Annotated in this window: 11 protein-coding genes and 1 riboswitch; of the genes, 2 read left to right on the top strand and 9 right to left on the bottom strand. The window is 75.7% G+C overall.

What is annotated here, in order from left to right; translation table 11 throughout:
- Positions 1 to 3: 3 nt before the first annotated feature.
- From JOF54_RS00230 to JOF54_RS00195, 8 genes are all read right to left on the bottom strand, one after another.
- A complete protein-coding gene (locus tag JOF54_RS00230; RefSeq protein WP_210051878.1) occupies positions 4 to 1,608 on the bottom strand; it encodes an ABC transporter substrate-binding protein in 1,605 nt (534 codons plus the stop codon).
- A 69-nt stretch (positions 1,609 to 1,677) separates the two neighbouring features.
- On the bottom strand, positions 1,678 to 3,114 hold the full coding sequence (locus JOF54_RS00225) for an NtaA/DmoA family FMN-dependent monooxygenase (RefSeq protein ID WP_210051875.1): 1,437 nt from the start codon (positions 3,112 to 3,114) through the stop codon (positions 1,678 to 1,680).
- Positions 3,111 to 4,322, bottom strand: coding sequence for an LLM class flavin-dependent oxidoreductase (locus JOF54_RS00220; protein WP_210051873.1), 1,212 nt, complete (start codon positions 4,320 to 4,322; stop codon positions 3,111 to 3,113). Before JOF54_RS00220 ends, JOF54_RS00225 begins: the two co-directional genes overlap by 4 nt.
- Positions 4,319 to 5,266 (bottom strand): glutathione S-transferase C-terminal domain-containing protein, encoded by a 948-nt coding sequence (locus JOF54_RS00215; RefSeq protein ID WP_210051871.1) that lies wholly within the window; start codon positions 5,264 to 5,266, stop codon positions 4,319 to 4,321. Before JOF54_RS00215 ends, JOF54_RS00220 begins: the two co-directional genes overlap by 4 nt.
- Positions 5,263 to 6,663, bottom strand: coding sequence for an aminotransferase class V-fold PLP-dependent enzyme (locus JOF54_RS00210; RefSeq protein WP_210051869.1), 1,401 nt, complete (start codon positions 6,661 to 6,663; stop codon positions 5,263 to 5,265). The genes JOF54_RS00215 and JOF54_RS00210 overlap by 4 nt, the downstream gene beginning before the upstream one ends.
- Positions 6,664 to 6,698: 35 nt before the next feature.
- Positions 6,699 to 6,813: riboswitch (SAM riboswitch) on the bottom strand.
- Positions 6,814 to 6,903: 90 nt separating this feature from the next.
- Positions 6,904 to 7,131, bottom strand: coding sequence for a hypothetical protein (locus tag JOF54_RS00205; protein WP_210051867.1), 228 nt, complete (start codon positions 7,129 to 7,131; stop codon positions 6,904 to 6,906).
- On the bottom strand, positions 7,128 to 8,219 hold the full coding sequence (locus tag JOF54_RS00200; protein ID WP_210051865.1) for an LLM class flavin-dependent oxidoreductase: 1,092 nt from the start codon (positions 8,217 to 8,219) through the stop codon (positions 7,128 to 7,130). Before JOF54_RS00200 ends, JOF54_RS00205 begins: the two co-directional genes overlap by 4 nt.
- A gap of 1 nt (position 8,220) precedes the next feature.
- Positions 8,221 to 10,200: an FAD/NAD(P)-binding protein gene (locus JOF54_RS00195; RefSeq protein ID WP_210051863.1), complete on the bottom strand. Its 1,980-nt coding sequence runs from the start codon at positions 10,198 to 10,200 to the stop codon at positions 8,221 to 8,223.
- Between the two features lie 164 nt (positions 10,201 to 10,364).
- On the opposite strand from JOF54_RS00195, the gene JOF54_RS21680 reads away from it, so the two are divergent.
- The gene (locus JOF54_RS21680; protein WP_210051861.1) at positions 10,365 to 11,126 is read left to right on the top strand and encodes a GNAT family N-acetyltransferase; all 762 of its coding nucleotides are present in this window, start codon (positions 10,365 to 10,367) and stop codon (positions 11,124 to 11,126) included.
- 25 nt (positions 11,127 to 11,151) lie between these two features.
- Here the strand turns inward: JOF54_RS21680 and JOF54_RS20565 are convergent, their stop codons facing one another.
- Entirely contained in the window at positions 11,152 to 11,649 is a 498-nt protein-coding gene (locus JOF54_RS20565; RefSeq protein ID WP_210051858.1) for a MarR family winged helix-turn-helix transcriptional regulator, read from the bottom strand.
- A gap of 192 nt (positions 11,650 to 11,841) precedes the next feature.
- On the opposite strand from JOF54_RS20565, the gene JOF54_RS00180 reads away from it, so the two are divergent.
- Entirely contained in the window at positions 11,842 to 12,507 is a 666-nt protein-coding gene (locus JOF54_RS00180; protein WP_210051856.1) for a COG1361 family protein, read from the top strand.
- The last annotated feature ends 62 nt before the right edge of the window (positions 12,508 to 12,569 follow it).

The raw sequence follows: 12,569 nt of genomic DNA, 5'->3' as shown, positions 1-12,569 counted from the left end.
CGCTCAGTCCCCCGTGGCGGCGGCCGCGACGAGCTGCAGCCGGGAGTAGGAGTCGAACCGGACGCCGGTGACGCCGGGCCGCAGCCCCAGCACCGTCGTCAGCTCGAAGACCGGGACGCCGTAGGCCTTATCGACGATGACCCGCTGGGCGCGGGCGGCGTCGGCGAACCGGACCTCCTGGTCCGTCGTCGTCTGCTGCCCCTTCAGGGCCTTCACCAGGGCGGGGTCGTCGATCCCGTACGGGGCGGCGCCGTCGCGCCAGTAGGTGTTGCGCAGGATGTCCGGGTCGGGCCGGGTGCTGTTGCCCCACGAGAGGTCGAAGTCCCCCGTCGCCAGCTTGGCCTGCAGCTCCCCGACCGGCAGGGAGTTGAGGTCCAGCTCGATGCCCACCTGGCGGGCCTGCTGCTGGATGAGCTCCAGGGCGGTCTGGTTGGGGTTGAAGACGGGCGCCCAGTAGGTCACCAGGCGCAGCTTCTGGCCGTCCTTCTGCCGGATGCCGTCGGCCCCCTCCGTCCAGCCGGCCGCCTCGAGCAGGCGCTCGGCCTCCGCGGGGTCGTGGGTGAGCTGGCTGCTGAGGTCGACCCAGCCGGGCGTGGTGCCGGCGACGGCGCTGGAGGCCACCTCGAAGCTGGGGCTCAGCGCGGCCGCGACGACGGCGGGCCGGTCGACCGCGAGGCTGAGCGCCCGCCGGACCCGGACGTCGGACAGCGCCGGGCGCTTGATGTTCGGGGTGAGGGTGAACACCAGCCCGGGGTTCGGCCGGATCTGCAGGGTGGTCCCGCCGGCCGCGAGCGACGCCTCGTCCTGGGGCGGGACCCCGTTGATCGCGTCCACCTGGCCGGAGCGCAGCGAGCCCGAGCGCACGCCGGACTCCGGGATCACCCTGAAGTCGAGCCGCGCCGAGGCGGCCTCGCCGGTGTGGTCCCAGAGGGAGGACCCCCAGGCGTAGCCCGGCCGCCGGGTCTCCACCACCTCGGTGTTCTTCGTGTAGTGGTCGAGGACGAAGGGGCCGGTGCCCACGATGTTCCCGTCGCAGCGCGTCGCCGGGTCCGCCGCGAGCGACGACGGGGCCAGCAGCCCGAGGAAGTGGCTGGCGGTGGCCTGCAGGAACTGGGCGTTGGGTTGGTCGAACTCGACCCGGGCGGTGCGCTCGTCGACGACGACGGTGCGGGCGTAGCCGGTGAGGAACTGCAGCGACTGCGCCTGCGCGGCGCCGTTCGCGATGATCTCGTCGAAGTTCTGCTGCACGACGGCGGCGGTCAGGGGCGTGCCGTCGCTGAAGGTCACGCCGTCGCGCAGGGTGAAGGTGAACCGGGTGGCGGTCTTGTCGACGGAGAACGTCTCGGCCAGCCAGGGCTTGATCTCCCCGGTCCCGGGGTCCTGGTCGGTGAGTGAGTCCACCAGCTGGCGGGAGGGGTAGGCGGCGTCGTTGTTGCCGGCGACGCGGGGGTTGAGGCAGCCCGGGTCGGAGGCGAGGGCGAAGCGGAAGGTGTCGGCGTCGCCGGTGCCGGCGGTCGTGCTGCTGCCGCCGCAGGCGCTCAGCGCGAGGGCGGCGGCGAGGGCGGGGACCAGCAGGACGGCGCCGGGACGGCGGAGGGGCGTGCTCACGAGGGTTCCTTCAGGAGTGGAGGGACGGGTCGTCGGGTGCGGGTGCGGGTGCGGCGCGCGACGCGCGGCTCAGGGCCGGCGGGCGGCCCGGGCGGCGGTGGACGTCACGAGCCCTTCGACAGGCTCAGGGCGCGGGGCGCCGGGCTGGGGGCGGGCGGCGGGTTCGGGGGTGTCGAGCCCGAGGTGGTCGCGCAGGGTCGTGCCCTCGTACTCGGTGCGGAAGGAGCCGCGCTCCTGCAGCAGCGGCACCACCTCGTCGGCGAACCGGTCGAGGCCGCCCGGGGTGATGTGGGGGACGAGGATGAAGCCGTCGCTGACGTCGCCCTGCACGAAGGCGTCGATCGTCGTCGCCACCGTCTCGGCCGAGCCGATGAAGGACTGCCGCCCGGTCATCTCGATGACCAGCTCGCGCAGCGACAGGTGCTCGGCCTCGGCCCGCTCCCGCCACTCCCGCGCGGTGGCGACCGGGTCGCGGAAGCGGCGGACGCTGGCGCGGCCGCGGGCGATCGTGTTCTCCCCCACCACCGGGTCGAACGAGGGCAGCGGGCCGTCCGGGTCGTGGTCGGACAGGTCGGTGTTCCAGAGCTGCTCGGCGAACTTGATGGCCGTCTGCCCGCTGACCTGCAGCCGGCGCACGTCGTGCGCCAGGTCGGCGGCCTCGGAGTCGGTGTCCCCCAGCACGAAGGTGGCGGCCGGCAGCACGACGAGCTGCTCGGGCCGGCGGCCGTGCCGGGCCAGCCGGCCCTTGAGGTCGGCGTAGAACGCGCGGCCGGCGTCCCAGGTGGAGTGCCCGGTGAAGATCGCGTCGGCGGAGGCCGCGGCGAACTCCCGGCCCTCCTCGGAGTCCCCGGCCTGGAAGATCACCGGCCGGCCCTGCGGGCTGCGCGGGGTGGTGAAGGCCCCGGCGATGTCGACGTGCTGGTCGGCGTGGGCGAACCGTCCGACGTCGGGCCGGGACAGGAAGGCGCCCGACCGCTGGTCGGCCAGCACCTCGTCGCCGCGCCAGGAGTCGAACAGGGTGGAGGTGGCGTCGAGGAAGTGCTGGGCGCGGGCGTAGCGCTCGTCCTGGGGCAGGTACCCGCCCCGGCGGAAGTTCTCGCCGGTGAACGCGTCCCAGGAGGTGACGACGTTCCAGGCCGCGCGCCCGGCCGAGAGGTGGTCCAGGCTGGCGAACTGCCGGGCCACCTCGTAGGGCTCGTTGAAGGTGGAGTTGATGGTGCCGGCCAGGCCCAGCCGGTCGGTGACCGCGGCCAGCGCGGCCAGGACGGTGAAGGTGTCCGGCCGGCCGACGACGTCGAGGTCGTAGATCTGCCCGTTCTGCTCGCGCAGGCGCAGGCCCTCGGCCAGGAAGAAGAAGTCGAACTTGGCGCGCTCGGCGGTCTGCGCGAGGTGCACGAACGAGCTGAACGCGATGTGGCTGCCGGCGGCCGGGTCGCTCCACACGGTGGTGTTGTTGACGCCCGGGAAGTGGGCGGCGAGGTGGATCTGCTTGCGGGGTGCGGTCATCGGAGGTCCTCCACGGACGCGTAGCGGTTGAGCGGGCGGGCCAGGCCGAGCAGGCCGCGCAGGGTGTCGGCCTCGTAGGCCGTGCGGAACGCCCCGCGGCGCTGCAGCTCCGGCACCAGCGCGTCGACGACCACGTCCAGGTCCTCGGGCAGGGCGGCCGGCCGCAGCCGGAAGCCGGTGAGGCCGGCCTCGGCCCGCGCCAGCAGCAGGTCGGCCAGCCCCTGCGGGGTGCCGACGAACACCTCGGCGTCGCTGCTGAAGGTGCGCCCCGACCAGGTCTCGAGCTGCTGCCAGCGGCGGTGCGCCCGGTCGGCGTCGGGGTCCAGCAGGACGACGAGGTCCGCCCACACGTGGGTGGTCCCCGCACGCCCGGCGGCCTCGCGGTGCCGGGTGATGTCGGCGACGTCGGACGCCGCGCCCGCGTTGTCGGACGGGGTGACGAAGACGACGTCGGCCGAGCGGGCGGCGAAGGCCCGCGGGACCGCGGCGTGGGCGAGGGCGGCGACGAGCGGCTGCCCCTGCGGCGGCCGCGGGGTGATCGAGGGCCCGCGGACGCTGAACCAGCGGCCCTCGAAGTCGACGGCGTGGAGCTTGTCGCGGTCGACGAACCGGCCGGTGGCGACGTCGCGGATCTCGGCGTCGTCCTCCCAGCTGTCCCAGAGGCGGCGGACCACCTCGACGGCGTCGCCCGCCTCGGCGAAGAGGTCCTCGACGAGCTGGCGGGTGGCCGGGTCGTCGGGTCGCAGCAGGTCCACCCGCGGGACCTCGCGGCGGCCGACGTGGGCCGCCTCCTCCGGCCGCACGGAGACCTGGGCCCGCCAGCCGGCGCGCCCGTCGGAGACGTGGTCCAGGGTGGCGATGGCCTTGGAGACGTGGAACGGCTCGGTGTGGGTGACCGTCGCCGTCGGCACCAGGCCGATCCGCGACGTCAGCGGGGCCACCCGGGCGGCGACGAGCACCGCGTCGAGACGCCCGCGGACCTCGTCGGTGCGGTCGTCCGGGCCGGAGCCGCGGGGGTCGGAGCGCTGCAGGGCGAGGGCGTCCTCGAAGGTGACGAGGTCCAGCAGGCCCTCCTCCGCGCGCCGGGTGAGATCGGTCCAGTAGCCCGCGGTCAGCAGCTCGGCGGGGCGGGCCGACGGCAGCCGCCAGGCGGCGGGGTGCCACCCGGCGCCGTCGAGTGCGACGGCGAGGTGCAGCGGGCCCGTCATGCGGAGGTCCTCTCGGTGGCGGCGGCGGCCGGGGGCAGGAAGGAGGGCGCGGTGCCGGGGGCGGTGAAGCTCGCCCACCGCGTGGTGGCCCGGAACGCGGGCAGGTCGGCGAGCCAGCCGGCGTAGCGGGCCAGCTCGGGCCAGGCGCTGAGCGGCGGCCCGACCTCCCCGGTGGCGTTGGTCTGCACGTCGTAGCGGGCCAGGCTCACCCAGAGCCGGAAGTCGGCCTCGGTCAGCCCGTGGCCGACCAGGAAGCTGCGGTCCACCAGCAGGGCGTCCAGGCGGTCGAAGGCGCCCCGCAGCTCGACCCGGGCCTGCTCGGCGGCGGGCCCCTGGCCGCGGGCGCGGCCGGCACCCTGGTTGACGGCGGGGCCGACCCAGGCGTCCAGGGCCTCGATCTCCTCGCGCAGGTGCACCGGGTAGGTGTCCACGCCGGGCCACCGGGAGCCGCCGAACTGGGTGGCGATGTCGATCCCGAGGGTCGTGTAGTCGTTGCTGACCACGCGCCCGGTCGTGGTGTCCCACAGCGTCGGCACGCTGACGTGGCCGTCGAAGCCGGGCTCGGTGGCCTCGTAGGCGTCCCGCAGCAGCGTGAACCCGTTCACGGGGTCGGGGCCGTGGGTCTCGCGGAAGGCCCAGCCCCGGGCGTCGCGGGCGTCGTCGACGTAGGACACCGAGAGGGCGCCCTCGCCGCCGGGCGCGGCCAGCAGGCCGTTGGCCGCGACCTGCAGCACCACCCGCTGGGCCCAGGGGCAGAACCAGCCGGCGTAGAGGTGGTACCGGCCGGGCTCGGCGTGGAACGGGGTCGAGCCGTCGGAGCTGAGCCGGCCGGTGAAGCGGTAGAGCGGCCGCGGGTCGTCGGGGCGCCGGGTGACCCGGTACTCGCCGTAGCGCTCGGTGTCGACGGGGCCGGCGAAGCGGGTGCCGGGGGTGGTGAGGGTCATCGGTGGTCTCCAGGAGGTGCGGGGGTGGGGGTGCACGGCGAGGGCGGGGCGGCGGACGGGCCGTCGAGGCCGTCGTCACCGGTCCACCACGCGGGCAGGGGGCGGGGGTCGGGCGACGGTCGACAGCTGCCGCCGGAGCTGGTGTAGGTCCAGCGCGGGCCGTCGGCGCGCAGCCGGTCGAGGGCGTCGAGGAGGCGGTCGACGTCGGCCGCGCTGCTGCCGACGCCGAGGCTGGCGCGCACGGCGCCGTCGGACGCCCCGAGCCGGGCCAGCAGCGGGTGGGCGCAGAAGCGTCCGTCGCGGACCCCGACGCCGTGCTCGGCGGAGAGGAACGCGGCGACCTGCGAGGCCGTGGAGCCGGGGACGGTGAAGCTGACGACGCCGACGACGTCGGGCGCGTCGGTCCAGATCCGCAGCGGCTCGATCCCGCGGTCGCGCAGCCCCTGCACCAGCCGGTCGTGCAGGACGGCCTCGTGCTCGCGCACCCGGTCGAACCCGACGGCCGCCAGCACGCGGCAGGCCTCGGCGAGCGCCGCGACGCCGAGCACGTTGGGTGTGCCGCCCTCGTGCCGCTCCGGGCTGCGCGCCCAGACGGTGGCGGTCGTGCCCACCTCGCGGACGGCGCCGCCGCCGGGCTGGTGCGGCGGCGCCGCGTCCAGCCAGTCGGGACGGCCGACCAGCGCACCGGCGCCGAACGGCGCGTACAGCTTGTGCCCGGAGAACGCGACGTAGTCGACGTCGAGACCCGCCAGGTCGAACCCCCGGTGGGGCACGAGCTGCGCGGCGTCGACGACGATCCGGGCGCCGTGGGCGTGGGCCAGGGCGGCCAGCCGGGCCAGCGGCGGCACCTCGCCGGTGACGTTCGACGCCCCCGTGACGGCGAGCAGCGCGGCGGGCCGCCGTCCCAGCTCGGCGGCCAGCGCCGCCTCGGTCGCGGCGAGCGTGCCGGCCGCGGGGACGACGCGGGCGGTGCCCCGCTGCCACGGCAGCAGGTTGGCGTGGTGCTCGACGTCCAGCACGACGACCTCGCCCGGCACGGCGGTGCTGAGCAGGGTGAGCGCGTCGGTGGTGTTGCGGGTGAGGACCACGACGTCGTCGTCCCGGGCGCCGACCGAGCGGGCGATCTCGCCGCGCGCCTGCTCCAGCAGCCGGGTGGACACCTGGGACAGGTAGCCGGCCCCGCGGTGGACGCTGGCGTAGGCGGGCAGGACGGCGGTGACGTGGTCGGCCACCGCCTGCAGGGCCGGCGCACTGGCGGCGTAGTCAAGGTGGACGTAGCGGGCGCTGCGGCCGTCCACGAGGGGCACGGACTGCCCGGCCCCGACGACGGGCAGCAGCGCGGCCGGCGCGGGCGGCCGGCGGGACGTGGTGGTGCTGGGGTGGGTGAGCAGGCTCATCGCCGACGACCTCCGGGAACAGGACCCCGGGCCGGGGTCCGCGCTTGCCGGCGTCCGGACGGACGCCAGCCGTGTCCTCACCCGGGGCACCCCACCGCGGAGGAGGGTTGCCGGCCAGCAAGCCGGGGCTTGACGCTGGCACTCGTGACAGGAAGAACTGTACCCCTGCGCACTACTAGGGATACAAGGCAATCTCGGCAGGTGGACAGGTGTCCCGAGCAGCGGGACGACGGGGAGTTGCTAGCGGAGCAGGGTCGACAGCCGGGCGGCCAGCACGGTCGGGCTGGGGCCGGCGGCAGAGCCGGCCGGCGACCCGACCGGAGCCGCCCCGGCCTGCCCGCCGGACGCCGCCGCCGCCAGCCCCACCATGGCGGCGAGGTCGTGCGGGCCCAGCCAGGCGGCGCAGTCCCCCGCGGCACCGCGCGAGCGGCGGCGCCCCTCCCGCGGGCCGGGTGCTGAGGCGCTCATGCGGCGACGGCTTCCCGGCGGGCCACCTCGGCGCGGACGAGGGGGATCACCTGGTCGCCGAAGTCGACGGCGTCCTGCAGGGTGTCGTAGCCGCGCGCGGAGATGATGTCCACGCCGAGGTCGACGTACTCCAGGAGCGCCTCGGCGACCTGCTCCGGGGTGCCGACCAGCGCGTTGGAGTTCCCGGCGCCGCCGGTGGCCTTCGCCGTCCCGGAGTAGAGGATGCGGTCGTGCCGGTCCCCGCGGTCGGCGATGGCGAGCAGCCGCTGCGAGCCGGTGTTCTCCGGCGACGCGGGGGCGAGCCGGAACTGCTGGCCGCCGGCCTTGCGCGCCTCGATCCGGCGCACGACGTCCTCGGCCTTGGCCCACGCCTGCGCCTCGGTGGGCGCGAGGATCGGCCGGAACGCCACCTGGATGCGGGGCGGCGTCGCGCGGCCGGCGGCCGCCGCCTCGCGCCGGACCCGCTCGATCTGCTCGCGGGTGTCGGCCAGCGGCTCGCCCCACAGGCAGAAGATGTCGGCCTCGGCCGTGCCGACGGCGTAGGCCGCGTCCGAGGACCCGCCGAAGCTGACCTGCGGCCGGGGCTGCTGGACCGGGAAGACGTCGGCCACGAAGTCGGCGAAGCGGTAGTGCTCGCCCGAGAAGTCGAAGGCCTCGTGCCGGGTCCACACCTGCTTGAGGATCTGGATGTACTCCCGGGTCCGGTCGTAGCGGGCGTCCTTGGGGAGGAAGTCGCCCTCCCGCTGCTGCTCGTGGTCGCTGCCGCCGGTGATCATGTGCACCGTCGTCCGGCCCCCGGAGATGTGGTCGAGGGTGGCCAGGGTCTTGGCCGCGAAGGTGGGGATCGACAGGTTGGGCCGGTGCGCCACGAGGACCTGCAGGGTGTCGGTGCGGGCGGCGATCAGGGCCGCGGCCTGCGCCGGGTCCGGCGAGCCCGAGCCGTAGGTTGTCAGCACGCGGTCCCAGCCGTGGTCCTGGTGGGCACGGGCCAGCCGGACGGTGTACTCGGGGTCGAAGCTGCCGCCGGAGCGGGGCGTGGTCTCGGAGCCGTCGTGGGTGGCTCCGATGCCGAGGAACTCGATGGGCATGTCACTGTCCTCCTGGACGTGGGGGCTGGTCGGTGTCGGGCGGTCGGTGGACGGGGGTGCCGCTGGTGGCGGCGGTGAGCGGCTCGAGCGCGAGGAGCGCCCGGGCCACCTGGTCGTTGTGGCGGTGCACCGGCCCGTTGCTGCCGGGCCGGGCGAAGGCCGCCGACTTCACGGTGGTGTGCATCCCGAGCGCGAAGCGGCGCGGGGAGGTCGTGCCGTCGGCCCGGCGGAGGCGGTGGCCGGCGTCGACGGCCAGCTGCCCGGTGTCGAGCCGTACCCCGTCCGGGCCGGTGAGGACCTGGCTGGCGACCTCGCCGCGGGCGGCCAGGGCCGCCAGCAGCGGGTCGTCGGCCCGGGCCAGGTCGAAGGCCGGCAGGGTCGCCTCGAGGAGGGCGCGAGCCGTCACCTCGCCGGGCACCGCGCTCGAGCGGCCGACGAACACGCGGCGCGCGGGGTCCGCCGCGACCTCCAGGCCGGGGCCGACGAGCTGCACGACGCCGGCCTCCTCGAGGGCGAGGAACTGCTCGAGCCGGTCCGGCGGCGGACCGCTGGCGTAGCTGCTGAAGAAGCCCATGAACCAGCCGGTGAACTCCTCGACGAGCGAGCGCGGGTCCATCAGCGGGGACCCGAGGGCCGGCCCGATCACGGGGAGCACGGCGAGCAGCCCGTGGAAGGCCCCGAGGTCGGCGCTGAACCGCACGTCCTGGCGCCGGTCGAGGTCGTCGCGGACGTGACGGCGGACGACCCGGCGCAGCTCCTCGCGGTCCACGACCCGGAGCCCGTCCAACGGCCGGTCGAGGGCGGCGAGGTCGAGGCGGTCGCGGGCGTCGGGCACGACGGCGGTGAGCCAGCCGTGCAGCGCCGTCGCGTCGGGCGCGAGCCGCGCGAAGGTGGCCGCGAACTCCGGCCAGGGCACGGCCACCCGCTCGGGGTGGCCCTGCGCCAGCTCGACGTGGTAGGCCCAGGTGACCTCCAGGGCGACCAGCGGCCAGAGGTCGCGGAGGAAGGTGATCGGCTGCCCGCGCTCCAGCAGGGCGGCGACGGCCTCCGGGGTGCAGAAGGTGGTCCGCTCCGGCTTGGCCGCGCGCAACCGGTACATCGGCTTGGCGTGGTACGGCACACCGCGCCGTGAACCGACGAGCAGCCGCGGCTCGGCCCCCGACGGCTCGTAGCGCAGCCGGCCCGGCGCGTCGTCGTCCGGGTCCTCCACGAACTTGCCGCCCCGGCCCTCGGTCAGCAGGACCATGAGGTCGACGAACCCCAGCCCGAACCCGCGGGCCAGGACGTCCTGGCCGGGCCGCAGCAGCTCGAGGTCCAGGTCACCGCCGTAACCCGGCGGGACGTAGGTCAGCCCGTGCGCGTCGGCGAACGCCGCCAGCGCCGCGAACGGCGGGGCGGGCCGGACGTCGACGTGGCTGGTCAGCAGCACCACGGCGTCGGCGGCCAGCCGGGTGCCGTCGTCGAGGACGACGAGGTCGCGCTCCCCCGTCCCGGTCGTGAGGAGGTCGACGGCCCGGCGGGCATGGGTGACGACGGTCACCGAGGGGGGCAGCCGGGCCAGCGTCCGCTCCAGGGCCGCAGCCAGGTAGGCGCTGGCGAGCCGGCGCGTCGGGAAGTCGAGCGGGCCCAGGGCGGCCGCCTCTGACACCAGCGCGGGGTCGGCGAGCCCCGCGCCCGCCGTCCGGCACCAGTCCGCCAGGGAGGGGCCGGGCGTCACCGGTCCCTCCATCGTCACGCTGGCGTCGACGAAGGCCGTCAGGTCCTCCGCGGTGGTGTTGAGCCGGAGCAGCTCGGACTGGGCGTCGCGCCACACCCGGCCGCCTCCCGGTGGGAACGGGTCGACGAGGTGGACCTCCACCGGCCGACGGCTCTCCACCGCGGCGTTGCTGACCACCCGCTCCAGGAGCCCGGCGCCGCGCGGGCCCAGGCCCACGAGCACCAGCACCACGGGCTCCCCGCCCGGCCCACCGCTTCCGCTCATCACATCCCCTGAACTCTGCAGACTTAGTAGGGAATACTAGAGCGGTGTCCACCGACCGAACAGGCTTCTCAGGCGCTGGACGCCCCTCGGCCACCCCTCCTGTCCGGACGAGCCGGCTCCGGGAGGGCCGGAACAGACGCGACGACGTCCACGTTGCCGACCGGGTGAGCGCCCCCACCCCGGTCTCGACCGCTGCCGCGTCGGCACCGCCCCACCCGCTCGACAGCGCGGCCTGGGCCTCGCTCACCGGACCGCACGCCCGGTTCGCCGAGGGGCAGGGGCGGGCGCGGCGCTACCGGACCGACCTCTCCCCCTTCGGCGCGCTCGCCGACCCCGGCGACCCGCGGTCGTGGGCGGACCTCCACCGGCTCCAGGGCGCCGGGCAGACCGTGCTGCTGACGGGCCCGCCCGGTCTGGTCGACGGCCTCCCAGCGGGCTGGGCGGTCGAGGCGCTCATCCCCGGCGTCCAGCTGGTGGCCACGCCGGACCACCGCACCGGCCCCGACCCCGAGGCGTCCCCCGTCGGCGCGGCCGAGGCGTTCGAGGCCGCCGACCTGGTGGCCCGCACCGAGCCGGGACCCTTCCGCCCCCGCACCCACGAGCTGGGGGGCTACCTCGGCCTGTGGCGCGACGGCCGGCTGGTCGCCCTGGCCGGCGAGCGGCTGCACCCGCCGGGCTGGACCGAGATCAGCGCCGTCTGCACCCACCCCGACCACCGACGCCAGGGGCTGGCCACCCGGCTGGTGCGCGCGGTGGGGCACGAGATCCGCCAGCGGGGGGAGACGCCCTTCCTGCACACCGGGGCCGCCAACACGAGCGCGGTCGAGCTCTACCTGCAGCTGGGCTACGCGCTGCGGCGCACGGTGGAGTTCGCCGTGCTGCGCACCCCGGACGTGGAGCCGGCGGCGGACTCCTCGAGCACCTGAGCGGTCGGCTCCTGGGCCTGGCCCGTCAGCCGCGCAGGACGGCCGAGAGCTCGTGCAGCCCGCTGCGCAGCTCGCGGAAGGCGTCGGGGGCCAGCCGGGTCCGACTGGCCACCACCCGCTGCGCTGCCGCGGCCGAGCCCTCGAGCGCGGCACCGGCTGGCGTGAGCGTCACCCGGGTCACCCGTCGGTCGACGGGATCGGGGCGCCGGGAGACGAGCCCGGCCTCCGCGAGGCGGGTGAGGACCGGCAGCACCCCGTGGGCGGGCAGGTGCAGCGTCCGGGCGAGCGCGGTGACCGGCTGGTCGTCCTGCTCCCACAGCGCCATCATCAGCAGGTACTGCGGGTAGGTGAGGCCCAGCTCGGCGAGCAGCGGGCGGTAGACCCGGACGATCTCGTTGGTCGCCGCGTAGAGGGCGAAGCAGAGCTGGTCGTCCAGCCGCAGCCGGCCGGCCGGGGCGTCCTGCGTCGCGGTGTCGGCGAGGACGTCGTCCGACGGGTCGGCCACGACGGGCGGGGTCTGCACCCCCGCATCCCCTCACGTCGCCGGGAGCCCGTCAAGCGTTCGCGGCCGTGCCGGGACCTTCGTCCCGGATGTTCGGGACCACCGTCGCGACTTGGGCTGACACCGTTGTCCACCTCACGCGTGATCCATATCGTTCCTGCTGTCGCGGGGGCGGCGACCCGGTCCACCACCTCTCCCGTCTGGAGCCCGCTCGTGTCCCTCTCCCCCGTCCCCGCCGCCCGCGCCCCCCGCCGACGCCTCACCCTGGTCGCCCTGCTGACCGGCGTGCTCGGTGTGGTCGTGCTGGCGCTCTCGATGAACTCCAGCCTTGCGGCGTTCACCGCCTCGATCACCAACTCGGTCAACACGGCGGCGGCCGGCACGGTGATCATGGAGGAGAAGAACGCGGCCGGCACCACCACCTGCCTGTCCACCGACGGCTCCGGCAACAACGTGACCAACAACGCGGCGACGTGCGCCACGATCAACAAGTACGGCGGGTCGACGACGATGGTCCCCGGCCAGACCGTGTCGACGACCGTGACGATCAAGAACGTCGGGACCGCGCCGGCAGCCTCCTTCACCCTGGCCCCGGGCACCTGCACCCAGTCGGGTGCGGTCACCGGCAGCGCGACCGACCTCTGCGCCAAGCTCGGCGTGGTCATCACCCAGACCGTCGGCGCGACCACGACGACGATCAGCCCGGCGAGCTCGACGCTGACCACCCTCGCCGCGGGCGGCGCCCTGACCCTGACGTCGCCCGTGGCGGCCGGGGCGTCGGCCACCTTCACCTTCGCGGTGACGCTCGCCTCCGCCGCGGGCAACACCTACCAGGGTCTCGCCGCCTCCCAGCCGCTGGTCTGGACCTTCACCTCCTGACCCGCCCTCCCGGTCCCGACCAGCGGTCGGGGCCGGGAGCCCCACGTCCACCCCCCGGCCGA

This window comes from Microlunatus capsulatus (assembly GCF_017876495.1).
Taxonomy (GTDB): Bacteria; Actinomycetota; Actinomycetes; order Propionibacteriales; family Propionibacteriaceae; genus Microlunatus; species Microlunatus capsulatus.
The sequence above is the reverse complement of the archived record's forward strand: the minus strand, read 5'-3'. Positions and strand labels throughout refer to the sequence as shown.